Consider the following 25132-nt stretch of genomic DNA (forward strand, 5'->3'; position numbering starts at 1 on the left):
CCGAGGTGGCGGCCCTTCTTTCACCGCGGGAAGACTTCGCTCACCCGGTCGGGATCTCGGTGAGCAGGGCTTCGAGCGCCGCCCTGGAGGCTTCGGGGCCGAACTGGGCCTCGATGGCCGTGCGGCCCGAGGCGGCCATGTCGGTCCAGGTGTCGTCCTCTGTGAGCAGGCGGGTCACCGCCGCGGCGAAGGAGACCTCGTCGTCGGCGACCAGCACGTCCTGACCCGGTTTGAGGTGCATGCCCTCGACGGCGACCGTCGTGCCCACGACCGGGACGCCGACCGCGAGGCTCTCGCCGACCTTGCCCTTGACGCCCGCGCCGAAGCGCAGCGGGGCGATGGTGACCCTGGCCCGCGCGTAGTGCGGCTCCAGGGACTCGACCCAGCCGTGGACCTCCAACCCCGGTCCCGCCAGGGCCTCGACCTCGCCGGTCGGGTTGCTGCCGATGACGTGCAGGACGGCGTCCGGGCACCGCTCGCGGACCAGCGGCATGATCTCGCGCGCGGCCCAGCGGGCGGCGTCGACGTTCGGCGGGTGGTCGAAGCTCCCGACGAACAGCACGTCGCGGCGTCCTCCGACGCGGACCGGCGCGTGGTCGATCTCGTGCACGTTGGACAGCACCCGCACGTCCGCCTCGGGCACCAGCTCGCCCAGCAGCGTCCGCTCGGCCTCGGAGACCACCAGCGTCACGTCGCAGGCCCTGGTCAGGCCCAGCTCCATCTGCTGCGAGGCGAACGCCTTGCGGCGCAACGCCTCCGCGCGGTCGGGCTCGCCCTGCCGCTCGGCGAGCTCGGCCTCCCGCTCCAGGCGCAGGAAGTGCACGTCGACGGTGTCGTAGGCGATGACGGCCTGCGGCGCGCGGGTGCGCAGCTCCTCCACCAGGCTCCAGGCAACCTGCGGCCGGGACAGCAGCGCCAGCGAGATCTCCGCCCCGGCCTCGTGCAGGAACGCTTGCTGGAGCTCCGGCTGCGGCAGCACGGTCACGCCGATCTGCTGCAGGTCCTCGGTGTAGGGCTGCAGCGGCGCGTGGTTGCCGGGGAAGAACACCACCCGGTAGCCGAGCTCGACGAGCTGCTCGAGCACCCGGAAGATCCGCACCGAGCCGGAGTCGAAGTCCGGGCGCGGCACCTGGTGGTCCTTGACCAGCACGATCGGTCCGTGGTGGCCGCGCGCGCCGCGCTGCCGGGCGAGCCACAGGTTGCGCGGCGAGGCCTCCGGGAGGTGCTCGGCGCGCAACGTCTCCGCCCACTTCTCGACGAACACCTGGCGGTTGAGCTCCTGGTGCTTCTTCACCCCGGAGCTGATGTCGGTGCCGTTGGAGACGCCCTCGTGGTGCACCACGACGGCTTTCGGCTGGACAACGGTCCGGTAGCCGGCGGCGCGGATCGCGAACGCCAGGTCGGTGTCCTCGTAGTAGGCGGGGGCGAACCGGGTGTCGAAGCCGCCGACCTGGCGGAACAGCTCCGCGCGCACCAGGATCGCCGCACCCGAGCAGTAGTCGACGTCGCGGAGCACGTTGAACTCGACCCCGCTGCCGTCGGTTCCGCGACCGTAGTTCCAGCCGTTGCCGTCGGCCCAGACGATGCCGCCGCACTCCTGCAGCCGCCCGTCGGGGTAGACCAGCTTGGCGCCGACCAGCCCGATCTTCGGGTCCGAGGTGATGGTGTCGACCAGGACGTCCAGCCAGGACTCGGTGACCTCGGCGTCGTTGTTGAGGAAGAACAGGTGCTCGCCGCGCGCGTGCTCGGCGCCGAGGTTGCAGGCGCCGATGAAGCCGAGGTTGCGCTCGGCACGCACCAGCCGCACGCCCTCGCAGGCGGCGAGCTTCTCGGCGCTGTCATCGGGCGAGGCGTCGTCGACGACGATCACCTCGAACGGCACCGACACCAGGTGGCCGCCGAGGAACCGCAGGCACTGGCGGGTGTAGGGCCACTTGCCGTGCACCGGCACGATCACGCTGACCAGCGGCCGGTCGCTGGAAGGCACCGGCAGCGGCCCGGTTTCGACCTGCTCGGCGACCTCCGGGATGCCGGGCCTGCGGCCGAGCGCGATCTCGTATGCGTCGCGGCGAGTGGTGCCGCGCGGCGCGACGCGCTCGACGACCTGGCGGTACTTGGTGACCGCGCGCTGCACCAGCGCGGAGTTCTGCGCGGCCAGCTCGGCGTTCTCGGCGGTGAGCTCCGCCGCGCGGCGCTCGGCGTCGGCGAGCTTGCCCTCCAACCGGGCGGCGGTGTCGCGCAGCCACTCGACGCGGGCGGTGTCGCGCTGCGCCTGCAGGTCGTGCTCCCGCAGCCGCTCGTGGAGCTCGACGAGTTCGGCCTTGTTGACGTCGGCCCGCTGCTCCTCGGTCTTGCGCAGCTCCTCCAGCCGCGCGATGGCGGCCTTGAGCTCGTCGGCCTCGCTGCGACTGCGCTGGTAGAGCTCGTTGAGCTTGGCGACGTCGGCGACCGCCTCGTCGCGCTGCGCGATGAGCTCGGCGGTGTCCCCGGCGCGCGCCAGCGTCAGCTTCGCGTCGGTGAGCACGGCGGCGGCGGGCAGTTTCGGCAGGTGCTTGTCGGAGGCCACGCCCAGCAGGTAGGTGTGCGGGACGCCCTGGCTCACCGACCAGTCGCCGGCGTCGGTGCGCTCCATGGTCTGCAGCCGGACGCCCTCGATCGCGGTGTCGCGGTCGCCGTGGTCGGCGGGCACCACCATCGAGCCGACGGTCACGTTCTGCTTGAGCACCGCGACGTGCCGGAAGGACTCCTCCAGCATCGACTCGTACTCGGCGGCGGTGAGCTCCTTGACGTGGAACGGGTTGTCGTTGCCGTGCTCGTGGCTGTAGACGGCGGTGTCGGGGGTGCTGGACAGGAACAGCCCGCCCTGCTTCATCCGCGACTTCACCAGCCGCAGCACCGCCGCGTGGTCGGAGACGTGCTCGATGGCCTCGAAGCACACCACCACGTCGAAGGGCTTGGCACCGGAAAGCAGCTCGGGGTCGGTGATCGAGCCGACCTCGAAGCTGACGTCGCGGCCCGCGTAGTTGTGCCGGGCGTGCTCGACGGTCCGCTCGTCGATGTCCACGCCGACGACCTCGGCGCCCTCGGACGCCAGCAGCGCGGCGCCGTAGCCCTCGCCGCAGGCGAGGTCGAGGACCCGCTTGCCACGCGCGAAGGGAGCCGCCAGCGCGTACCGGTGGTAGTGCTCGTAGACCACCTGCACGTCTTCGGTCCAGGGAACGCAGCGCTCCCCGGTCCAGTCGATCAGCCGCTCGTCCATGCGCCCCTCACCGAGTTGTGAATCCAGTCGCAGGTTATCGCCCCTGCGCCGGCCGCCGTGGCCGGTTCCGGCGAGGAAGATGAGGAGGTTCTCATCTCCGTTTCACCCGGGGTTGTCCCCGAGACGTCAGAGTGGACCCATGCGTTCCGTTCCCCGGGGAGTCCTGCTGCTCGCGGCGTTGGCGTTGCCCATCGTCGCCGTCCTGGTCAGCTTCGCGCTGACCGGTGGCGCGCGTGCGCCCGAAGTCCCGGAGACGGTGCGCGTCGGCAGCACGCCCGGCCCCGCCCCCAGCTCGGGCGTGCCGGTCCCCGCCGTTCCCGGCCCTTCCGACGCGCCGCCACCGCCCGCCGAACTGCCGCCACCTGCGCCCAACGACGACTCGGACGATGACGACGTGACGGACGGCCATGACGACTGATCCGCCCACCCGCCCGCTGACCAGGCTCGCCGGTCGCCGCGGCACTCGCGTCCCGGCGCGCGCCCAGATCATGGGCTGGCTGCTGCTGGTGCTGGTCCTGGTGCTGCTGACGGTCATCGTGATCGTCCGCGAGTACCTGCACGACGAAATGGACCGACGCGTGAACGACTCGCTGGAGCAGGAGGCCAAGGAGTTCGTGGCCTTCGCCGAGCGCGGCCGCGATCCGGTCAGCGGCATGATGCTGGCCCATCCGGGCGACCTGCTGCGCAACTACCTCGGCCACCAGTACCCGGACACGGAAGAGGCGCTGATCGGGGCGTGGCCCGCCGCGGGCGGGCTGGGCGTGGTGTCGCAGGAGCAGACCGAGCCGATCAAGGCCGTCGCGCACGACCGGGCGGTGTTGCAGCGGATCATCGACGCCCCGGAGGCGCACGGCGTGCTGGACACCGCGGCCGGCCCGGTGCACTGGGTGAAGGTGCGCGCCGAGACGGCTCAGGGCGGTGGCGCGTGGTTCGTGATCGAACACCACGTCGCGGCCGAGACCGCCGAGGTCGACCGCAGCGTCCGAGTGCTGCTGCTGGTCAGCGCGCTGGGCGTGGTGCTGGCGGCGTTGATCTCGTGGGTGGTGGCGGGCCTGATCCTGGCGCCGGTGCGCGCGGTGCGGCAGACCGCCGCCGAGATCACCGAGCACGACCTGACCAGGCGCATCCCGGTGGAGGGCCGCGACGACATCGCCGCGCTGGCCGACCAGTTCAACGCGATGCTGGACCGGCTGGAGGACGCCTTCCGCATCCAGCGCCAGTTCGTCGACGACGCCGGCCACGAGCTGCGCACCCCGATCACCATCGTGCGCGGCAACCTGGAGCTGCTGGGCGTCGATCCCGCCGAGCGCGACGAGGTGGTCCGGCTGTGCACCGACGAGCTGGACCGGATGACCCGCATCGTCAACGACCTGCTGGTGCTGGCCAAGGCCGACCGGCCGGACTTCGTCTCCCCCGCCACGGTGTCGCTGGCCGAGCTGACCAGCGACATCGACGCGAAGGTGCGGTCGCTGGGCGACCGGCGGTGGGTGCTGTCGGAGATCGGCGAGGGCGAGTTCGCGCTGGACGGGCAGCGGATCACCCAGGCGATGGTGCAGCTCGCGCAGAACGCGGTGCAGCACACCCCGGAGGGCTCGACGATCCGGATCGGCTCGGCCGTCGGGGACGGGACCATCGAGTTGTGGGTCAGCGACGAGGGCCCGGGCGTCGACCCGGCGGAGGTGGAGAAGATCTTCGAGCGCTTCACCCACGGCAACGGCCGCAAGGGCGGGGCGGGGCTGGGGCTGGCGATCGTGCGGGCCATCGCCGACGCGCACCACGGCAGGGTCCTGGTGCGCTCCTCGCCCGGCACCGGCGTGACCTTCCGGCTGGAACTGCCCGCGACGACCACGGGGGACGTGTGATGAGCAAGATCCTGATCGTCGAGGACGAGGAGCGCATCGCGGCGTTCATCGAGAAGGGCCTGCGGGCCAACGGGTTCACCACCACCGTCATCGCCGACGGCGATTCCGCGCTGCACCAGCTGACCGGCGGCGAGTACGACCTGGCCGTGCTGGACCTGGGCTTACCCGGCCAGGACGGGTTCTCGGTGCTGCGGGACGTGCGCGCGAAGCGGGTGACGGTCCCGGTGATCATCCTGACCGCGCGGGACACCGTGCACGACACCGTCGCCGGGCTGGAGGGCGGCGCGGACGACTACATGACCAAGCCGTTCCGGTTCGAGGAGCTGCTGGCCCGCATCCGGCTGCGGCTGCGCTCGGCGGAGCGGTCCGAGGAGGTCACGGTGCTGCGCGACGGCGAGCTGTCGCTGGACCTGCGCACCCGCCGCGCCCAGGTGCCCGCCGGCACGGTGGACCTGACCGCCCGCGAGTTCGCGCTGCTGGAGCTGTTCCTGCGGCACCCCGGCCAGGTCCTCAGCCGCGAGCAGATCCTGTCCCACGTCTGGGGTTACGACTTCGATCCCGGCTCGAACGTCGTCGACGTCTACGTCCGGGCGCTGCGCCGCAAGATCGGCAACGAGCGTATCGGCACCGTGCGCGGCATGGGCTACCGGCTCGGTGGTTAGAGTGGCTGCCGTGAACTCCTACTTCCACCGCGTCACCCCGCCTCCCGCCCGCTGACGGGCGGCGCGGTCACTCCTCGAACGATTTCAATGGAAATCAGAACCACGATGTCAATGGAAGTCGTGCACCTGATTTCAACGGAGATCGTCTCCTCCGCACGTGTGCGGCGCCTCCCGTTCGACGTGTCCTCGTCGTTCGAGCGGAAGAGTTCACCTTGTCTGTTGAGTCTGTTGAGGCCGTCTCGGCCTCGGGTCGTCGTGCGTTCCTGAGCGGACCGTTGCCCGTGCTGCTGGCCTCGGCGTTGTGGGGAACCACCGGCACGGCCGCCAGCTTCGCCCCCGCCGCCGCGAGCCCGGTATCCACCGGTGCCGCGACCATGGGGATCGGCGGCGTGTTGTTGTTGGTCATCGGTGGCCGGTCGGCCTTGGCCCTGGTGCGGTCCGGCGGGTGGCCGCTGGTCGCGGGCGGGTTGTCGGTGGCGGTGTACCCGCTGGCGTTCTACTCGTCGATGGACCTGGCCGGGGTGGCCGTGGGAACCGTCGTGACGCTGGGTTCGGCGCCGCTGTTCGCGGCGGTGCTGGAGCGGGTCGCCGACGGGGTGCGGCTGGACCTGCGCTGGGCCGGCGCGGCGTCGCTGGCGGTGCTGGGTCTGCTCCTGATCACCGGTGGCGATTCCGGTGCGGACGCGACCTCGACGGTGCTGGGGTCGCTGCTGGGGCTGCTCGGCGGCGCCGGTTACGTCGGTTACGCGTGGACGGCGGCGCGGTTGATGCGCCGCGGCGCCGGTTCCCGGGCCGCGATGGGCGCGCTGTTCGGCACCGGAGCGCTGGTGCTGCTGCCGGTGCTGGCGGTCACGGGTGGTCCGCTGCTGTCGTCGCCGTCCGGTCTGCTGGTGGCCGGGTACCTGGCGGTGGTGCCGATGTGCCTGGCCTACGTGCTCTTCGGCGCCGGGCTGCGCCGCACGTCCACCACCGTGGCGACCACGCTGAGCCTGCTGGAGCCGTTGGTCGCGGCGCTGCTGGGCGTGCTGGTCGTCGGTGAGCGGCTGGGCGCGGGCGCGTGGTGCGGGATCGGGCTGATCGGTATCGCCCTGGTGCTGGTGAGCCTGCGCCGCTGACCGGTGTGCACAGCTGTGGATAAGTCTGTCCACAGCTGTGCATAACCACGCCTGAACAGTTCTGTTCACGCAGGTCAGATGCCTGTGGATAACTCTATCCACAGGCTTGTGGACAACGGTGGATGAAGGCGCTCTCACCGGGAGTTCACGGGAGACTCAGGCACGCGCCGGAGAGTCGTGCTCGTGCAGGTCAAAGGCGTGGAAGCAGACCCGGTGGCCGGGTGGGGATGGGCCGTGGCGTTCACCCTCGCCGGCGTCGGCGTGTTCGGAGTGCTGGCGGTGCTCACCGTCCCGGCCCAGGCGCTGGACGGGTCGCTGAGCCGCGACGCGCTGCTGACGCTGGTGGTGTTCGGCGCGGCGATCATCGGGTGGACCCGTGACCGGATCGACGACACCTTCGTCGCGCTGCTGGCCGCCGCCGTGCTGGCGGTGCTCGGCGTGCTGGAGTCGGAGCGGCTGTTCGCCGCGCTCGGCGAGGACCAGATCTGGCTGCTCGTGGCCGCGTTCATGCTGGCGGCCGGGATCAACCGGACCGGACTGCCGGCGCGGTTGGCCGTCGGCCTGGCCGGACGCGCCCGGACCCCGAGGTCGCTGTGCCACCTGCTGGCGCTCGGCCTGGTCGGCACGGCGCTGCTGATCCCGAGCACCAGCGGCCGGGCGGCGATGGCCGTTCCGCTGCACCGGGCACTGGCGTCCGCCCTGCCGGAACGGCTGGTCCGCACCGTCGGACTGCTGGTGCCGGTGGTGATCCTGCTGTCCGCCATCGCCACCCTGACCGGTGCCGGAGCCCACCTGATCACCAGCCAGGTCCTCGCGGCCACCACCGGCGAGGGCATCTCGTTCGGCTGGTGGCTCGCGTGGGGACTGCCGTTCGCGCTGGTCAGCTCGCACCTGGCCGCCGAGCTGGTGCTGCGGTCGGGCGGCGCGGACCGCAACGCGCCGCTGCGCGTCGACGTGGCCGACCTGCGCGCCCGGCTGGAGGTCCCGGATCGGATGCGGCCCGCCGAGGTCCGGGCGGGAGCGCTGCTGGGCGTCGTGGTGCTGCTGTGGAGCACCGAGTCCTGGCACGGCCTGCCGCCCGCGCTGGTCGCGCTCGGCGCCGCGCTGCTGGTCGCCTCCCCCCGGTTCGGAACCGTGCCGATGAAGGCGGCGGTCGGCGAGATCCCCTGGTCGCTGCTGCTGTTCATGGCCGCGACCGGCGCGCTGGGCACCGCGCTCACCGACTCCGGTGCGGCCGGGTGGATCGCCGGGCACGCGCTGGTCGGCGACAGCCCGGTGACGCTGCTGGTCGCGGTGGTGGTGCTGAGCACCGCGCTGCACCTGCTGGTCGCGTCCCGGTCGGCGCGGTCGGCGGTGCTGATCCCGCTGCTGGTGCCCGCCGCGCTGGCCGTCGGGGCGAACCCGGTGGCGGTGGCGTTCGCCTCGACCGCGGCCGCCGGTTTCTGCCACACGCTGCCGTCCTCGGCCAAGCCGCTCGCGGTGTTCGCCGAGCACTACGACCCGCGCGAGCTGCGCAGGCTCGCGCTGGTCCTCGGCCCGGTGACGGCCGCCCTGGTCCTGCTGTTCTCGCTGCTCATCTGGCCCCTGCTGGGCCTGTCGCTCTGATCCACCGTGGAGGGAAGAATGTTCCGCATCGTCGTCGCTCCGAGCGGTTTCAAGGAATGCCTGGACGCCGAGCAGGTCGCCGACGCCATCCAGGCGGGAATCCGGCGCGTCATCCCCGGCAGCGTGGTCGACGCCGTGCCGCTGATCGACGGGGGTGAGGGGTCGGCGAAGCTGCTGGCCCGCGCCACCGGCGGCACGCTCGTGCCGGTCGCGGTGACCGGTCCGGTCGGTGATCCGGTCGCCGCCCACTTCGCGCTGCTCGACGACGGCACCGCGTTCGTGGAGATGGCCGCTGCGGCGGGGTTATCGCTGGTCCCGCCCAGCGGACGCGATCCGGGCCGCACCACGAGCAGGGGTGTCGGGGAGCTGATCCGCGCCGCGCTGGCCGCGGGTGCCCGGCGGATCGTGGTGGGCTGCGGCGATTCGGGCGTCTGCGACGGCGGCGCCGGGGCGCTGCAGGCCCTGGGCGCGCGGATCTCCGACGACGCGGGGCAGGAGGTCGGGCCGGGCGGGGCCGCACTGCTGCGGGCCCAGCGCGTCGACGTCGCCGGGCTCGACCAGCGATTGTCCGAAGTGGACATGACGGTGGCGGTCAACCCGCGCAACGTGCTCTGCGGCCCCGACGGGGTCGCCCGCCGCTACGGCCCGCAGAAGGGAGCTTCGGCCGAGTCCGTGGAGGTGCTGTCCTCGGCGATGTCGAACTGGGCCCGGCTGCTGGACCCCGAACTCGCCGAGCTGCCGGGCGCCGGGGCGTCCGGAGGCCTGGCCGCCGGGCTCGCCGGAATCCTCGGCGCGCGACTGGAATCCCGCTTCGACGTGTTCCTGACCAGCACGGATCTGGAGCAGCGGCTGCGGACCGCCGACCTGGTGATCACCGCCGAAGGAGCCATCGACGCGTCCACCGCGCTCGGCAAGATCCCGACCGAGGTCGCCCGGCGCGCCAAGCGGCACGGCAAACCCGTGATCGCGCTGTGCGGGACCATCGGCCCCGGCGCCGACACCAGCTACGAGCACGGGATCGACGCCATCACCGGGATCCTCACCGGACCGGTGGCCTTGCCCGACGCCATCACCCGGGCACCCGCGCTGATCACCGACGCGACCGCGCGGACCCTCCGGATGCTGCTGCTGGGCACCACGCTCCCGGCCGCGTGAGATCAGCGCCCGGCGGCGTAGCCCTGGGCCCCGCGCGGGTTGGCGGCAGCCTTGAGCAGACCGGACTCCGGGTCGCGGGAGACCGCCGAGAGGCGGCCCAGCGACCAGGGGCCGTTGTCCTCGACCTCGTGGCCCCGGGCTTCCAGCGCCGCGATGGTGTCGGCGCCGATCCGCGATTCCACCGCCACCGCACCGGGTTCCCACTCGCGGGGGTAGAACGAGCGCGGGAACGCGGTGCTGTGCCAGGCGGGCGCGTCGATGGCCGCCTGCAGGTCGAGGCCGCCGCGCACGTGGGCCAGCCAGAAGCACAGCTGCCACTGGTCCTGCTGGTCCCCGCCGGGCGTCCCGAAGGCCAGCGCCGGAACGCCACCGCGCAGCGCCAGCGACGGGCTCAACGTGATGCGCGGGCGCTTGCCCGGGGTCAGCGAGTTCGGCAGGTCCTCTTCCAGCCAGAACATCTGGGCGCGGCTGCCCAGGCAGAAGCCGAGCTCCGGGATCGTCGGCGAGGACTGCAACCACCCGCCGGACGGGGTCGCCGAGATCATGTTGCCCCAGCGGTCGACGACGTCGACGTGCACCGTGTCGCCGCGGCTCTCGCCGTTGGGCAGCACCGTGGGCTCGCCGATGCCGACCCCGCTCGGGTCGGACAGCCCGCCCACGCCCCGGCCTTCGGCGACGAACGCCGGCAAGCGCGGCGTGCGCCCGCCGGGCGAGCCCGGCCGCAGGTCCAGCGAAGCGGTCGAGCCGATCAGGCCCCGGCGCTGCGCGGAGTACTCGTCGGAGACCAGCTCGGCCAGCACCCCAGGATCGGCGGAGTCGCCGTAGAAGGCCTCGCGGTCGGCGAAGGCGAGCTTGGCGGCCTCCACCGCCGCGTGCACCGTCTCGACCTGCGCAACTCCGTCCACGTAGGACACCGGGAGGTCTTCGAGCAGCTTCAGCTGCTGCGCCAGCGCCGGCCCCTGCGACCAGATGCCGAACTTCGCCAGCGTCCAGCCGTCCGCCAAGTCGACCGTCAGCGGCTCCTCGTAGGTGGTCTCGAACTCCGCCATGTCCTGCGCGGTGAGCACGCCCGCGTGGTCGCGGCCGGAGTTGTCCCGGTGCGGGACCTGCACGAACTCCTCCACCGCCTCGGCCACGAAGCCCTGCGACCAGGCCCGGCGAGCGGCGTCGATCTGCGCTTCCCGGCCGGTGACCGACTCGGCCTCGGCGAGCAGCCGCTCCCAGGTGTCGGCGAGGACGGGGTTGCGCAGCACCGAACCCGGTTCCGGCACCGAGCCTCCGGGGCTGAGCCAGCACTGCGCCGAGGTGGGCCAGTGCGCCCGGAACATCCCGGCGACCATGCCGATGGTGTCGCTGATGCGCGGCACGATCGGGTATCCGCCGCGCGCGTAGCCGATCGCGCAGCTCAGCACCTCGCGCAGCGTCTTCGTGCCGTGATCGCGCAGCAGCGTCAGCCAGCCGTCCCACGCGCCGGGCACCGTGGTCGCCAGGAAACCGGTGCCGGGGATCAGGTCGAGGCCGAGCTCGTCGCGGTAGTGCTCGATCGTCGCCCCGGCCGGCGCCGGGCCCTGCCCGCACAGCGCCCGCGGGCGCGGGTCGGCGGCCGTGGCGAACAGCGCCGGAACCTCACCACCGGGCCCGTTCAGGTGCGGCTCGACGACCTGCAGCACGAAACCCGCGGCGACCGCGGCGTCGAAGGCGTTCCCGTCGTCCTCCAGCACCGCCATCCCCGCGGCCGAGGCGAGCCAGTGCGTCGAAGCGACCATCCCGTGAGTACCGGCGAGTTCCGGCCGAGTCGTGAACACGCGCCCACTTTAGGTCTCCAACACCCCGGTGACGAGGGTCGATCACCCCACGATCCCACCGGTTTTCGACGTGGTCACCCCGATTACCGCCGTAATCCGTTCCCCGATTACGGCGGTAATCAGGTCACGGAATACGGCGGTAATCGGGGCACACCGGGGAAGTCGGGGGTCAGCTGAGGGCCGTGACCGGGGTTCGGCCGACTCCTCGCCAGGAGAGGCCGGCACGGCGGAGGACGTCGGGGTCGAGGTGGTTGCGGGTGTCGACGACGACGAGACCGTTGAGGGCTTCGGCGACGAGGTTCCAGTCGAGGGAGCGGAACTCCTGCCACTCGGTGAGCAGGACCAGGGCCGCCGCGCCCTTCGCGGCCTGGTACGGGTCGTCGACCAGCGTGAGACCAGCGGGCAGCTCCGGTTCGTCACCGCGCAGCCCGGGGTCGTAGGCGATCAGCTCGGCGCCCTGCTCGGCGAGCAGCTGGGCGACCTCCAGCGCGGGCGAGTCGCGCAGGTCGTCGGTGCCCGCCTTGAACGTCAGGCCCAGCAGGCCGATCCGCTCGCCTCCCAGCTCACCGCCGCAGGCCTCGCGGACCTTGCCGACCATCCGCTGCCGCTGGTGCGCGTTGGACGAGATCGTGGCCTGCAGCAGCGGGAAGTCGAAGGACACCGCCTCGGCGACCTGCAGCAGCGCGGCGGTGTCCTTGGGCAGGCAGGAACCGCCCCAGCCCGGCCCGGGCTGCAGGAACGACTGGCCGATCCGCCGGTCGTAGCCCATGCCCTCGGTGACGTCGGTGATGTCGGCGCCCAGCTGCTCGCACAGCTCCGCGATCGCGTTGACGTAGGACAGCTTGGTGGCCAGGAAGCAGTTCGCCGCGTACTTCACCATCTCCGCGCTCGCGGCGTCGGTGAGCACCGTCGGCGCGCCCAGCCGGGCGTAGAGGGCGGCGACGCGCTCGGCGGCGTCCTGCGTGTCGGAGCCGACGACGATGCGGTCCGGGTTGAGGAAGTCGTGCACCGCCGAACCCTCGCGCAGGAACTCGGGGTTGCTGACCACCGCGACGTCCTCGCGGTCCAGGTGCTCGGCGAGCCGCTGCGAGGTCCCGACCGGGACGGTCGACTTGGTGACCATCACGCAGCCGGCGGGCAGCACCTCGCGGACCTCCCGCGCGACCGCCTCGACGACCGCCAAGTCAGCGGCACCGCCGGACCCCATCGGGGTCGGCACGCACAGGAACACGACCTCGGCCTCGGCGACCGCACCCGCGGAACCGACCACGAACTCCAGTCGGCCGGCGGCGATGCCCTCCTGCACCAGCTCGGCCAGGCGGGGCTCGTGGATCCGGACCTCGCCTCGGGAGAGCTCGGCGACCTTCTGCTCGTTGACGTCGCTGCACACCACGCGGTGACCCAGCGAAGCCAGACACGCACCGGTGGTCAGTCCGACGTACCCGGTGCCGACAACGACGATTCGACGGGCGAACACAGGCCCCAACCCCTTCACCTCGAACGACCGGCCGGTCGCCTTTGCCCCCTCGAAAATCGATCGTGGCACATCTTCGAGCTGGGAAAACCCGCTTCGCCCAGAGTTCATTCGCTGGACGTCGCAGGTGACGAGTTGGGAACCTGCCGTTTAGGCTGCGCGCGTGGATCAGCGACGACTGGGGGAATCGGGTCTCGCGGTGAGCGCGGTCGGTCTCGGCTGCAACAACCTCGGACGACCCGGTACCGCGACCGAGACCCTGACCGGAGCGCGTGCCGTCATCGACGCCGCGCTGGACTCCGGCATCACCTTCTTCGACGTGGCCGACGCCTACGGTTCACCTCGCGGGCGCAGCGAGGAACTGCTCGGGCAGTCGCTGTCCGGGCGGCGCGACCTGGCTGTCATCGCCACCAAGTTCGGCATGGACATGCAGGGCACCAACGGCCCCGACTTCGGCGCCCGGGGTTCCCGCCGCTACGTGCGCCGCGCGGTGGAGTCGTCGCTGCGGCGGCTGGGCACCGACTGGATCGACCTCTACCAGCTGCACCGGCCGGATCCGCTGACGCCGCTGGAGGAAACCCTCTCGGTGCTCGACGACCTGGTCCGCGAGGGCAAGATCCGCTACGTCGGGCACTGCAACCTGGCCGGCTGGCAGGTCGCCGACGCGACCTGGACGGCGAACTCGGCGGGGCTGACCGCGCCGGTGTCCAGCCAGCACCACTACTCGCTGCTCTCCCGCGAGGTGGAGCGCGAGGTGGTACCCGCCGTCCAGCGGTTCGGGCTCGGGCTGCTGCCGTACTTCCCGCTGGCCAACGGGCTGCTGACCGGCAAGTACCGGCGCGACCAGATCCCCCCGGTCGACAGCAGGCTGGCCGGTCGCGCGCAGCTGCTGGCCGACGCGCCGTGGGACCGGATCGAGAAGCTGCGGATCTTCGCCGAGCAGCGCGGCATCACGATGAGCACCGTCGCGCTCGGCTGGCTCGCCGCGCAGGCCCCGGTCGCCTCGGTCATCGCCGGGGCCACCACCCCGGAGCAGGTCCTGGCCAACGCGCAAGCCGCGAACTGGATCCCAGGAGCGGACGACCTCACGACGCTGAACAGCATCTGCCCGGCGGCGTGACCTTTCCGGACACATCAGGAAGACTGGAACCCATGCAGATCACCGACACCGCTGCGATCGTCACCGGCGGAGCTTCCGGGCTCGGGGCCGCGACAGCCCGCGCGCTGGCCGGGCGAGGCGCGAAGGTGTTCGCGGTGGACCTGCCGGGGGCGATCGAGAAGGCACCGATCGTCGACGGCATCACCTACACCGCGGCCGACGTCACCGACGCCGACCAGGTGCAGACCGCCGTCGACCAGGCCGCCGGTTCCGGGAACCCGCTGCGGATCGTGGTGAACTGCGCGGGAATCGGCCCGTCCGCCCGGATCGCCGGCCGCAAGGGCGTGCACGACCTCGACCTGTTCCGCAAGGTCCTGGAGATCAACCTGCTCGGCACCTTCAACGTGATGCGGCTGGCCGCTGCCGCGATCGGCGAGACCGCCGCGGACCAGCACGGTCAGCGCGGCGTGGTGGTCAACACCGCGTCGGTGGCGGCCTACGACGGGCAGATCGGGCAGGCCGCCTACGCCGCGTCCAAGGGCGGTGTCGCGAGCCTGACGCTGCCGGCCGCGCGCGACCTGTCCTCGTCGGGCATCCGGGTGATGACCATCGCCCCCGGCATCGTGGACACCCCGATGCTGGCGACCGTGAGCGAGGAGTTCCGCCAGGGCCTCGCCGACGGCGTCCCGTTCCCGAAGCGGCTCGGCACCCCGGAGGACTACGCCCAGCTCGCCCTCGACATCGTCGAGCACGACTACTTGAACGGGGAGGTCATCCGCATGGACGGAGCCCTCCGCATGGCACCCCGCTGACGCTCTCGAGGGGTGGGGGTTTCAGCCGCGACCCCACCGGCCCACCGCGGTGGAGGTCAGAGGTCTTCGGCGTAGGGGATGTCGTCCGCTGCGGCGGAGGTCATCCAGGTGCGGATGGTGTAGGTGGCGCGGACGTCGTCCTCGTTGTAGGTCAGGAGGCGTTCGCGCTGCGTGAGGTCGCGCTCGCCGCCGTCGAGCGCGACCGCGTCGCGGTACCAGCGCATCGAGTTCTCGCCGCTGGCCTCCGGGTCGCGCCAGCCGAAACCGGCGCTGGGGGCGATCACCTTGAGGCCCTTGCCGTTCGGGCACAGGAACTGGTCGCGGACCACCGCGAACAGGTCGACCCACTCGGCGGAGTTGATGAACTCCTTGACCTCGGAGACCGGCGGAACACCGGGCTTGCCGGCGAAGCGCTCGGCGGAGGCCAGCAGCCAGCGGTTCTCCGCCAGCTCGTTGTAGCAGTAGGCGCGGAAGCTCAGGCCGCGCTCGAAGGCCTTGCGGCGGACACCGGTGAACCAGCCCCAGAACTCGGCGAAGGACCGCGCCTCGTCGTCGTCGGGCAGCGGCTCCCAGGTGACGAACGCCCGGTAGCCCTGCTGCTCGCCGATGTCGGTGCCCGACAGCCAGCAACCCCACATGTAGGCGCCGGAGTCGGCGTAGCTCTCCATGTCCACGTCGACCTCGACGTCGCCGCGCGGCACGTCGAGCTCGCGGACCCGGCGCACCAGCGGCATCTCCCGCAGCCACGCCTTGGCCAGCAGGATCGCGTCGGTGTTGCGCACGCCGGTGAGCTGCAGGTCCTCGGCCTTCTCCAGCGGCATCGCGGCCAGCTCGTCGACGGTGCCGATGCCCCGCTCGCGCAGCGAGGTCGCGTCCTCGCCGCGCACCACCAGGCTCACGTCGCGGTTCTCGCGCAGCTGGACCTCGCAGGTCGGCCACCACGGGCAGCCCCGGCACTCGGTGATCCGGGACGGTTGCGCGAGCGGTTCGCCGCCACCGGCGGCGGCGCGGGCGACGTCGAGCCGGTCGCCGAAGCGGGCGTCGTACTCGGCCAGCGCGGTGCGCCCGCCGGGCCAGTTGGGGCTGCGCAGGTCGTGCCAGACGACGACGTCGGCGTCCACGCCGATCGCGCCCGCGGTCCGGTCACCGGCGTCGAAACCGCTCGCTTCTAGCAGCCGCACCGCGTGCACCAGGCGCAGCTGGTCGCGGGGTTGCGGGCGGACCTTGCGGGTCTGGTCGACCCGGGCGGCCTCGGGGACCGGGGTGTCGATCGGCGAGATCTTCGCGCCGCTGCCCGGATCGGTGATCTTGTGCCGCACGACGAGGACCGGGACGTAGCCGTTGCCGCTGCGCACCAGCAGGTCGATGGCGCCGCGACGACCGCCGTCGGCGTCGTCGGGCAGCTGCGCGCTGGAGATGTGCGGGACGCCCTCGCGCATCGCGTCGAGGGTGAGCTGCGCGCGCTCGGCCTGCGGGATGCCGCGCGGGATCTCGGTCCAGCGGGAGCCCAGCAGCTCGCCCAGCTGGGCGGCGACGGACCGGCGGTGCTCGGTGGCGTCGGCGATGCGCTGCTCGACGCCCAGGTCCAGCGGCGCGGTGGGCACGTCGCGCATCGCCGGATCGTTCTCCAGGTGCACGCGCCGACGGCAACGCGTCACCACGCCTGCGTCGAGCAGCACCTTTTCCTTCACGCGTAAAGGGTATGCGGTCGCCCTGACAGCCGCGCCCATCACCCCGGTGACATCGCGTGCCAGCGATGACCACGCCCGGTGCACACCCGATCGCGTTGTGCTTTCGTGCGCTGCTCCATCCGGACTTATGGTGATCGCGGAGCTGGGGATTCGCGGATCCGGGGAGGTGTGCGCGGTGAGGAGACTCGCCAGGCGACGCGGGAAGATCGCACAGAGCAACCGTCGGGGGTGCCCCAAGTGCGCCGCCAGGAAGGCGAAGGCCGACAAGAAGGCACGTCGCCAAGTCGACAAAGCGGCCCGCGAGAAGCCGAGCAAGAAGCCGGCGGCGCAGGCGGAAGCGGCACCCGCGCCGGTGGTGACGCCAGCGCCGGTCGGCAAGAAGGCTGCGAAGGCCCTGCGCAAGGCCGACAAGCAGACGGCGAAGGCGATCAAGAAGGGCGAGTACGGGGCGGTCACCCCGGGCAACGCCAAGAAGATCATCGGGATCGCCAAGATCGTCGGCCCGGTGCTCGCACCGTTCGCGCTGCGCGCCGCGAGTTCGGTGCGCGCGAGCTACGACCGCTCCCGCGCCCGCAAGCTCGGCGTGCCGGTCGCGGACCTGGGCAGCTTCACCGGCCACGGCGCGGCGCTGCACGCGCGCATCGCGGGCGACTCGGACGCCCTGCGCGACCTGCGCAAGCAGGCCACCGATGAGCAGCGCGGCACCGCCGAGACCTACGCCGAGCAGGCCGAGGCCCGCCTCGCCCAGCTGACCAGCGCGGTCCGCGCCGCCGAGCGGATGCCCGCGCAACGCCGCAGGTCGGCTCACCGAGCGGTGGACCAGGAGCTCGGCCGCCTGGAGAGCGAACTGCTCACCCGCTTCGGCGTCCCGACGGCGTAGGTCCCTCCGCTCGGCGGTGCGGGTAGCGGGGCCAGCCGAGTCCCGCACCTGACGCGACTGCCACGACGAAGCGGGGCGCCTCCGGACACCGGAGACGCCCCGCTTCGAGGTCCGCGGATCAGCTCTGACCGGGGATCTTGACCAGGCCCTTCTCGGCCATCCAGTCACGCGCGACGTCGGCCGGGTCCCGGCCCTCGACGTCGACCTGCGCGTTGAGCTTCATCAGCTCCTCGTTGGTCAACCGCTCGGAGACCGGCTGGAACACCTGCGTCAACTGCGGGTAGCGCTTCAGCATCTCGTCCCGGAGGGTGACTCCGACGTTGTACCGGGGGAAGAACTGCTTGTCGTCGGCCAGCACCTTCAGGTTCAGCGACCGGATCCGGCCGTCGGTGGTGAACACCTCGCCGAACGTGCAGGTCCCCTGGGCGGTGGCCTGGTAGATCGCGCCCTCGGTGAGGATCTTGACCTTGCTCGGGTCGGTCTTGAACCCGTAGGTCTGCTCCACGCCGGGCAGGCCGTCGTTGCGGTTGGCGAACTCGGTGTCCACGCAGAACGTCGCGTCCTCCGGGTGCTCGGCCACGACCCGGGCGATGTCGGAGTTCGACTGAACGCCCAAGCGCTGGGCCGCGTCCTGGTTGACCGCGAACGCGTAGGTGTTGTCCACCTGGTAGTCGATCGCGGTCCAGGCCACCCCGTTGCGCTCGAGGTCCTGCTCGCGCACGGCCTCGAACTGGGCGCGGGCGTCCGGGATCGGGTCGTTGTTGCCGTTGTAGCTGACCCAGGACGTGCCGGTGTAGTCCCAGAGGATGTCGATCTGGTCGCTGGTCAGCGCCTTGCGCGCGGTCGAGGAGCCCTGGATGGAGCTCAGGTCCCGCACGTCGGCACCGGCCGCGGCCAGCGCGAACTCGCCGAGGTAGCCCAGGATGAGCTGCTCGGTGAAGTTCTTCGACCCCACCGTGATCGTCTGGCCCTCCAGCTCCGGAACGGGCTGGATGATGCCCGGCTCCACCGCCAGCGGGACCGACGAACCGGAGCTGAGCCCGCAACCCGACAGCATCAACCCGGCCATCGCCAGCGAGGCCGCTTTGAGCGCACGACTGCGCATGCGGAGTTTCATCGCAACCCCCTCGGCGACAGGTAGGTCTCGGCCAGCGCGCCGAGCCAGTCGACCAGCAGCGCCAGCGCCATCGCCAGCACCGAGCCGACGATCATGACCGTGTAGTCGTTGAGCTTGTAGCCGGTGTCGATCAGCTCACCGAGTCCACCCGCGCCGACGAACAGCGCCAGCGTCGCGGTTCCCACCGCCAGCACCAGCGCGGTCCGCAGACCGGCGAGGATGAACGGCACCGCCAGCGGCATCTCGATGCGCAGCAGCACGGCCGAACCGGACATGCCGATGCCGCGACCCGCGTCGACCAGCGAGGCGTCCACCGACTGCAGCCCCACGATGGTGTTGCGCAGGACCGGCAGCAGCGCGTAGAAGGCGATCGGCAGGGTCGCGATCCAGAACCCGGTGGTGCCACCGGTGAACAGGAAGAACAGCACCAGCAGACCCATCGACGGCGCCGCCTGCCCGATGTTGGCGATGCCGATCACCACGGGGGCGATGCGGCGCGCCCAGCTGCGGCTGAGCAGCACGCCCAGCGGCACGGCGACCAGGACCACGATCAGCGCCACCGCGATGCTGATCAGGAAGTGCGTCCAGGTCAGGCTCAGGATCGTCGTCGAGTTGAGGCTTCGCAGCGTCACCTCGTCGTTGTCCCGGGTGAACGCCCATCCCAGCACCGCCGCGACCAGCACCACCACGCTCACCGGCTGCGCCAGCAGCCGCAGCCGCTCGGCCCGCCTGGACCCGGAGTCGGAAGCGTAAGTGCTGCTCATGAGGCGTCAGCCCCGCTCCCGGACGTTTCCTCGGTGTCGTCCGAGGCGTTCTCCTCGCGCAGCGCCTTGATCGTGTTCATCACGGTGTCGATGTCGACCACGCCGACGTACTCACCGCGCGAGCCCACGACCACGGCCACCCCGTCGTCGTCGGTCAGGATCGCCTCGAGGGCGTCCTGCAGGGTCGAGGCCCGCGACACCGAGTCCTCCACCGGGCGGCCGGCCCGCGCCAGGTCCGAGACCGAGCCCGCTTCGCGAGCGGTCGCCCAGCGCAGCGGGCGGTTGCGCTTGTCGAGCACCAAGCCGATCGCGCCACGGCGGGTGCCCAGACGTTCGCGCAGCACCGACGGTGCCTCGTCGACCGTCGCGGTCGGGACTTCACCGACCTCGATCTCGCGCACGCGGCGCAGCGTGAGCTGCTTGAGGGCCGCGCCCGCCCCGACGAATCCGGCGACGGTGTCGTCGGCCGGGTTGGTCAGGATCGCTTCCGGGGTGTCGTACTGCAGGATCTTCGAGCGCTCGCCCAGCACCGCGATCCGGTCGCCGAGCTTGACCGCCTCGTCGAAGTCGTGCGTGACGAACACGATCGTTTTCCCCAGGTCTGCCTGCAGGCGCATGAGTTCGTCCTGCAGCACACCGCGGGTGATCGGGTCCACCGCGCCGAACGGCTCGTCCATCAGCAGCACCGGCGGGTTGGCCGCGAGCGCGCGGGCGACGCCGACGCGCTGCTGCTGACCACCGGAGAGCTGCCGCGGGTAGCGGCTCCGGTACTCGGCCGGGTCGAGGTTGACCAGGTCGAGCATCTCGTCGACGCGCTCGGAGATGCGCTTCTTGTCCCAGCCGACCAGGCCGGGGACCATGCCGACGTTGTCGCCGACGGTCATGTGCGGGAACAGCCCGGCCTGCTGGATCGAGTAGCCGATCTCGCGGCGCAGCTTGTCCGCGTCCAGCCCGAGCACGTCCTGACCACCGATGGTGATCTTGCCGGAGGTCGGCTCGATCAGGCGGTTGATCATGCGCATGGTCGTCGTCTTGCCGGAACCCGACGGCCCGACCAGGACCACCGTCTCCCCAGCGGGGATCGTCATGGTCACCGATTCGACGGCGGCCTGCTTCTGCCCCGGGTAGCGCTTGGAGACCTCTTCGAGCTTGATTTCCACGCCGTGCCCGGCGGTCTTCTTCTCGTCGTCAGCCACGGATACCTCTCGAAGTCGTCAACCGCCCGAACAGCACGAACAAGGCGTCGAGCACGAGTGCCAGGATGACCACGCCGACGGTGCCGGAGATGGCCATGTTCAGAGCGTTCGCGCCGCCCAGCTGTCCGAGGCCCTGGAACAGCAGGTTCCCGAGGCCGGGGCCCTTGGCGTACGCGGCGATGGCGGCGATGCCCATCAGCATCTGTGCGCTCACCCGCATGCCGGCGAGGATCGCCGGCCAGGAGAGGCGGAGTTCGACGCGGGTGAGAACGCTGAACCGGTTCATCCCGATTCCTCGCGCCGCGTCCAGAATCGGCTGGTCGACGTTCGAGAGGCCGACGATCGTGTTCCGCACGATCGGCAGCAGCGCGTACAGCACCAGCGTCACCACCGACGGGGCCACGCCCAGGCCGAACACCGGGATCAGCAGACCGAACAGCGCGAAGGACGGGATCGTCAGGATCGCGCTGGAGAGAGCGGTGGCGATCGCCGCCCCGGCGGGGCTGCGGTAGACCGCAACCCCGACCAGGACGCCGATGATCGTCGCCAGCAGGATGCACTGAACAACCATGCTGACGTGCTGGTATGCGTTCACCAGCAACGACTGCCACCTGGATGTGATGAAATCCAGGAGATTCAATTATTTACTCTTTCTTGCCGGCTTCCGCCGAGTCGGCCTCCTCGTCGGTGGGTTCCGCGGGAGTCGTGACCAGCTGGAATTCGCCGTCGTGCTCCTCAGTACCGGCGATGACGGCCTGCTCGAGCACCTCGGCGCCCTTCTGGTCGCGGACCGTGATGTCGTCCGAGCGCAGGTCCTTCACCATCGCCACGCACATGAAGATCATCACGATCGCGAACGGCAGAGCACCGATGAAGGTGAGGTTCTGGATGCCTTCCAGGGCCTTGTCCTGTCCGATCACCAGCATCACCGCGGCGACCGCACCGGTGGCGGCACCCCAGAAGATGACGACCCACTTGCTGGGCTCGATCGCGCCCCGCTGCGACAGCGTGCCCATGACGATGGACGCGGCGTCGGCACCGGAGACGAAGAAGATCGCGACCAGGACCATCACCAGCACAGCGGTGACCAGCGCCAACGGCAGGTGGTCGAGCACCGCGAAGGTCTGCGCCTCCGCACTGCCGTCACCGTAGACGTTCGAGCCGCCCTTCTGGCTGTCGATCGCGGCACCACCGAAGATCGCGAACCACACGAGGCTCACGACGCTGGGCACCAGCAGCACGCCGCCGATGAACTGGCGGATTGTGCGACCCCGGGAGATCCGGGCGATGAACATGCCCACGAAGGGCGTCCAGGAGATCCACCAGGCCCAGTAGAAGACCGTCCAGCTGCTCAGCCAGTCCTGCATCTCCGCGCCACCGGTGGCTCCGGCGCGCGACGCCATCTGGCCGAACTCGCTCATGTAGGAGCCGACCGCGGTGGGCAGCAGGTCCAGGATGAACACCGTCGGACCGAGGATGAAGACGAACAGCGCCAGGATGGCGGCCAGCACCATGTTGATGTTGGACAGCCACTGGATGCCCTTCTCCACGCCCGAGACCGCGGAGAGGATGAAGCAGAGCGTCAGCACGGCGATGATGCCGACCAGCACGTTGGTGCCGGCCTCACCGATCGGCCAGTTGGCGGCCTGCATACCGGACTTGATCTGCAGCGCACCCAGACCCAGCGAAGCCGCGGAGCCGAACAGCGTCGCGAACAGCGCCAGGATGTCGATGACCTTGCCGAGCGGGCCTTCGGAAGCCTTCTTGCCGATCAGCGGCGTGAAGACCCCCGAGATGGTCTGCTTGCGACCCCGGCGGAAGCTGCTGTAGGCGATCGCCAGACCCGCCACCGCGTAGATCGCCCACGGGTGCAGGGTCCAGTGGAACAGCGAGGTGGACATGGCCGTCGTGATGGCCTCTTCGCTCTCGCCCGGGACGGTGCCCGGCGGCGGGGAGACGAAGTGGCTCAGCGGCTCGCTCACGCCGTAGAACATCAGACCGATGCCCATACCGGCGCTGAACATCATGGCGATCCAGGACACCGTGCGGAACTCGGGCCCCTCGTCGTCGCCACCCAGCGGGATCCGGCCGTACTTGCTGAAGGCCAGGAACAGGGCGAAGACGACGAACCCGGTTGCCGCGAGCACGAAGCCCCAACCGGTGTTCTTGATCAGCCACGTCAGCGCGGCCGACGAGGCGTTGCTGAGCGAATCGGTCGCCAACGCGCCCCAACCGACCACCAAGAACATGATGATCGCAGTGACACCGAAAACGACCCAGTCGGTTCTTGGTTTGCCGAGGAACTCGGCATCTGCTCCGGTGGATTGTCCGCCGCTGGCGGGTCCACCGCTTTGTTCAGTTTCGGTCGACACAGGTATCGGCGCCGACTTTCGGCGACGCCCCCTCCTCTCCGTCGTCGGTTACGACGTTTACGGAACCAATCGAACCGCCTATTCGGTCAGTTGGTGGCTCCAAATCGTCGTCAACCTATAAACCGTGACCCAATCGGGTTAACAAGGCAAGCTCACCTGCGGTCAGCGTGGCCGAACCGACACCTAGACTGACCAACCGTGAGGGCTGGCCTAACACCTACGCGGGGCGCTCTGCGCGTCCTGCGCGGTGCTGGTTTGGCCTGCACAGCGGCATCACTGTCCGTAGCCGCTCACACGGCCGCGGGCGGGTCGACCCCGGGTCTGGGGCCGACCGCAGTGATCACCGTTCTGCTGACCGGTGCCGGGGTGGCGCTAGCTGATCGCAAGCGCGGGTCGTGGGGCATTCTAGGGGCACTGGCGGTCAGTCAACTGGCACTTCACTTCTTTCTCGAGCTGACCGCGCTCTCCGGGCACGGCTCCGGGCACCTGCATGGGCCCGCTCCGATCCCGCTCTCACCGGCCCTGATGACCCTCGGCCACGTGATCGTCACCATGCTGACGGCCCTGGTCATGGCCCATGCGGAACAGGTGCTGTTCGTAGTCACCCGGTTGTTGCAAGCGATCTTCCCCAGGAAGACGACGCCGTTACCGGTTGTAACTCCGCCTCCGGCCGTGTGCATCCCCGCGCCGGTTCCGCGGACCCTCGCACAACTGATCTACCAGCGGATTCACGCCCGCCGTGGGCCCCCGAAATCTCCCGCCGAAAGCAACGATCCGGTGTATATCGCCGTTCGATCATTGCAATTCCGATGAATCGCGCATATACGCGCGCGACTAACCGACCGGCTCAGGAGATCTCAAGAGAACATGTCTACAAATCGATTGATCATGCGATCCGCGAACATGCTCGCGATCAGCGGTATCGCGCTCGCATTGGGTTCCGCGCCCGCCTACGCGCACGTGAGCGCTCAGCCGGAAGAGGCCGAAAAGGGCGGATACGCGAAAATCGCGTTCCGGGTTCCCAACGAGGACCCGGTGGCCGGAACCGTCCAGGTCAAGGTGACGCTGCCGGAGCAGCACCCGCTGAGCTCGGTGCGCACCAAGCCGGTCCCCGGCTGGACCGCGCAGGTCGAGAAGGCGCCGATCCCGCCGGTCACGGTGGAAGGAGCGCAGGTCACCGAGGCGGTCCGCACCATCACCTGGACCGCGCAGCCGGGCACCCGGATCGGCCCGAACGAGTTCAACGAGTTCGAGGTGACCCTCGGCGCCCTGCCGGAGAACACCGACCAGCTGGTCATGCCCGCCACCCAGACCTACGACAACGGCAAGGTCGTGGAGTGGAACCAGCCGCAGCCGCCCGGCGGCGAGGAGCCGGAGCACCCGGCACCGACCGTCAAGCTGATCGCCGCCGAGGGCGACGGGCACAGCCACGGCGGAGCGTCGTCCGAGCAGGGCGGGCAGGAGGCCGCTGACCAGCACGGTTCGGCGGACGACACGGCCCGCTACCTCGGCGGTGCCGGTCTGCTCGTCGGCGCGCTGGGCCTCGGCGTCGGTGCCGGTGCCCTGGTGCGCGGACGTCGTTCCGGCGGGGACGCGTCATGAGGCGGCTGCTGACCGTCGGCGCGTTCGCCCTGGTTGCGCTCGTCAGCGGCGCCGCTCCGGCGCTCGCGCACAACGTGCTGGTCGGCAGCGATCCGGCGGAGGGCGCGCAGCTGTCCGCCGGGCCGCGCGAGGTCCGGCTGACCTTCGACCAGCCGGTCCGCGCGGGCGAGTCCTACAACACGATCAACGTGGTGGGGCCGGACGGCTCGTTCTGGGCGGACGGCCCGGCGCGGGTCGAGGGCAACTCCGTCGTCGCGCCGGTCCGCGAGCTCGGACCGGCCGGCACCTACACCGTGGGTTATCGGATCCTGTCCAGCGACGGGCACCCGGTTCCGGGCAAGGTCACCTTCACGCTGACCGCCCCCGGCAAGGGCACCCCGGCCCCCGGTCCGCAGGGCGGCCAGAACTCCGGCCAGCCCTCTGACCAGGCGGAAACCACCTCTGGTGGGATGCCGATCTGGCCGTGGATCGCCGGTGCGGTGCTGGTCGTGATCCTCGGTCTCGTCCTGGCGCTGCGCCTCGGCAAACCGAAGAAGTGATCAACAGCGGGAGGGCGTCCGGGCGCCCTCCCGCTCCACTTTTCCGCACGATTCCCGCGGAAATCGGATCGCGTTCCCGCGGAATTCCGGATCAGCAATTTGTGGAATTCCGCGTTCCGTTAT

At 70.8% G+C, this 25132-nt stretch carries 21 protein-coding genes; 12 read left to right on the forward strand and 9 right to left on the reverse strand.

Annotated elements, in window-relative coordinates; translation table 11 throughout:
- Positions 1-40 precede the first annotated feature (40 nt).
- Positions 41-3259 (reverse strand): glycosyltransferase, encoded by a 3219-nt coding sequence (locus tag R4I43_RS32010; protein WP_324269457.1) that lies wholly within the window; start codon positions 3257-3259, stop codon positions 41-43.
- Between the two features lie 139 nt (positions 3260-3398).
- Here R4I43_RS32010 and R4I43_RS32015 point away from each other — a divergent pair, with 139 nt between their 5' ends.
- The 6 genes from R4I43_RS32015 to R4I43_RS32040 all read left to right on the forward strand — a co-directional run bounded on the left by R4I43_RS32015 (position 3399) and on the right by R4I43_RS32040 (position 9658).
- Positions 3399-3677 carry a hypothetical protein gene (locus R4I43_RS32015; protein WP_324269458.1) on the forward strand — a complete coding sequence of 93 codons (279 nt, stop codon included), beginning with the start codon at positions 3399-3401 and terminating at the stop codon, positions 3675-3677.
- A complete protein-coding gene (locus R4I43_RS32020; RefSeq protein WP_324269459.1) occupies positions 3667-5121 on the forward strand; it encodes a sensor histidine kinase in 1455 nt (484 codons plus the stop codon). Before R4I43_RS32015 ends, R4I43_RS32020 begins: the two co-directional genes overlap by 11 nt.
- Positions 5121-5783, forward strand: a complete 663-nt coding sequence (locus tag R4I43_RS32025; protein ID WP_324269460.1) for a response regulator transcription factor — start codon at positions 5121-5123, stop codon at positions 5781-5783. Before R4I43_RS32020 ends, R4I43_RS32025 begins: the two co-directional genes overlap by 1 nt.
- Positions 5784-5995: 212 nt before the next feature.
- A complete protein-coding gene (locus R4I43_RS32030) occupies positions 5996-6898 on the forward strand; it encodes a DMT family transporter (protein ID WP_324269461.1) in 903 nt (300 codons plus the stop codon).
- A gap of 183 nt (positions 6899-7081) precedes the next feature.
- Positions 7082-8503, forward strand: coding sequence for an SLC13 family permease (locus R4I43_RS32035; RefSeq protein ID WP_324269462.1), 1422 nt, complete (start codon positions 7082-7084; stop codon positions 8501-8503).
- Between the two features lie 18 nt (positions 8504-8521).
- Positions 8522-9658 carry a glycerate kinase gene (locus tag R4I43_RS32040; protein WP_324269463.1) on the forward strand — a complete coding sequence of 379 codons (1137 nt, stop codon included), beginning with the start codon at positions 8522-8524 and terminating at the stop codon, positions 9656-9658.
- Between the two features lie 2 nt (positions 9659-9660).
- Here R4I43_RS32040 and R4I43_RS32045 read toward each other — a convergent pair whose 3' ends face one another.
- The gene (locus R4I43_RS32045; protein ID WP_324269464.1) at positions 9661-11463 is read right to left on the reverse strand and encodes a gamma-glutamyltransferase family protein; all 1803 of its coding nucleotides are present in this window, start codon (positions 11461-11463) and stop codon (positions 9661-9663) included.
- Between the two features lie 169 nt (positions 11464-11632).
- Positions 11633-12940 (reverse strand): UDP-glucose dehydrogenase family protein, encoded by a 1308-nt coding sequence (locus R4I43_RS32050; RefSeq protein ID WP_324269487.1) that lies wholly within the window; start codon positions 12938-12940, stop codon positions 11633-11635.
- Between the two features lie 160 nt (positions 12941-13100).
- On the opposite strand from R4I43_RS32050, the gene R4I43_RS32055 reads away from it, so the two are divergent.
- Positions 13101-14057, forward strand: a complete 957-nt coding sequence (locus R4I43_RS32055) for an aldo/keto reductase (RefSeq protein WP_324269465.1) — start codon at positions 13101-13103, stop codon at positions 14055-14057.
- Positions 14058-14089: 32 nt separating this feature from the next.
- Positions 14090-14848 (forward strand): SDR family NAD(P)-dependent oxidoreductase, encoded by a 759-nt coding sequence (locus R4I43_RS32060; protein ID WP_324269466.1) that lies wholly within the window; start codon positions 14090-14092, stop codon positions 14846-14848.
- 56 nt (positions 14849-14904) lie between these two features.
- Here the strand turns inward: R4I43_RS32060 and R4I43_RS32065 are convergent, their stop codons facing one another.
- Entirely contained in the window at positions 14905-16539 is a 1635-nt protein-coding gene (locus tag R4I43_RS32065; protein ID WP_324269467.1) for a TM0106 family RecB-like putative nuclease, read from the reverse strand.
- A gap of 175 nt (positions 16540-16714) precedes the next feature.
- Between R4I43_RS32065 and R4I43_RS32070 the strand changes: the two genes are divergently transcribed.
- Positions 16715-17419 (forward strand): DUF6474 family protein, encoded by a 705-nt coding sequence (locus tag R4I43_RS32070; RefSeq protein WP_324269468.1) that lies wholly within the window; start codon positions 16715-16717, stop codon positions 17417-17419.
- A 118-nt stretch (positions 17420-17537) separates the two neighbouring features.
- Here the strand turns inward: R4I43_RS32070 and R4I43_RS32075 are convergent, their stop codons facing one another.
- Genes R4I43_RS32075 through R4I43_RS32095 form a run of 5 tightly spaced genes read right to left on the reverse strand, consistent with a single transcriptional unit; the run spans position 17538 to position 22745 of the window.
- Positions 17538-18536: a glycine betaine ABC transporter substrate-binding protein gene (locus tag R4I43_RS32075; protein ID WP_324269469.1), complete on the reverse strand. Its 999-nt coding sequence runs from the start codon at positions 18534-18536 to the stop codon at positions 17538-17540.
- Complete coding sequence (locus tag R4I43_RS32080) at positions 18533-19300, reverse strand: ABC transporter permease (RefSeq protein WP_324269470.1); 768 nt, start codon at positions 19298-19300, stop codon at positions 18533-18535. The genes R4I43_RS32075 and R4I43_RS32080 overlap by 4 nt, the downstream gene beginning before the upstream one ends.
- Positions 19297-20496, reverse strand: a complete 1200-nt coding sequence (locus R4I43_RS32085; RefSeq protein WP_324269471.1) for an ABC transporter ATP-binding protein — start codon at positions 20494-20496, stop codon at positions 19297-19299. Before R4I43_RS32085 ends, R4I43_RS32080 begins: the two co-directional genes overlap by 4 nt.
- Positions 20489-21136 (reverse strand): ABC transporter permease, encoded by a 648-nt coding sequence (locus tag R4I43_RS32090; protein ID WP_324269472.1) that lies wholly within the window; start codon positions 21134-21136, stop codon positions 20489-20491. Before R4I43_RS32090 ends, R4I43_RS32085 begins: the two co-directional genes overlap by 8 nt.
- Positions 21137-21140: 4 nt before the next feature.
- Positions 21141-22745, reverse strand: a complete 1605-nt coding sequence (locus tag R4I43_RS32095) for a BCCT family transporter (protein ID WP_324269473.1) — start codon at positions 22743-22745, stop codon at positions 21141-21143.
- Positions 22746-23204: 459 nt separating this feature from the next.
- Here R4I43_RS32095 and R4I43_RS32100 point away from each other — a divergent pair, with 459 nt between their 5' ends.
- From R4I43_RS32100 to R4I43_RS32110, 3 genes are all read left to right on the forward strand, one after another.
- A complete protein-coding gene (locus tag R4I43_RS32100) occupies positions 23205-23681 on the forward strand; it encodes a hypothetical protein (protein ID WP_324269474.1) in 477 nt (158 codons plus the stop codon).
- Positions 23682-23756: 75 nt separating this feature from the next.
- Positions 23757-24470, forward strand: coding sequence for a YcnI family copper-binding membrane protein (locus R4I43_RS32105; RefSeq protein WP_324269475.1), 714 nt, complete (start codon positions 23757-23759; stop codon positions 24468-24470).
- Positions 24467-25009, forward strand: a complete 543-nt coding sequence (locus R4I43_RS32110) for a copper resistance CopC family protein (RefSeq protein ID WP_324269476.1) — start codon at positions 24467-24469, stop codon at positions 25007-25009. Before R4I43_RS32105 ends, R4I43_RS32110 begins: the two co-directional genes overlap by 4 nt.
- Positions 25010-25132: the final 123 nt, after the last annotated feature.

This window comes from Saccharopolyspora mangrovi, from assembly GCF_035320975.1.
Lineage (GTDB): Bacteria > Actinomycetota > Actinomycetes > Mycobacteriales > Pseudonocardiaceae > Saccharopolyspora > Saccharopolyspora mangrovi.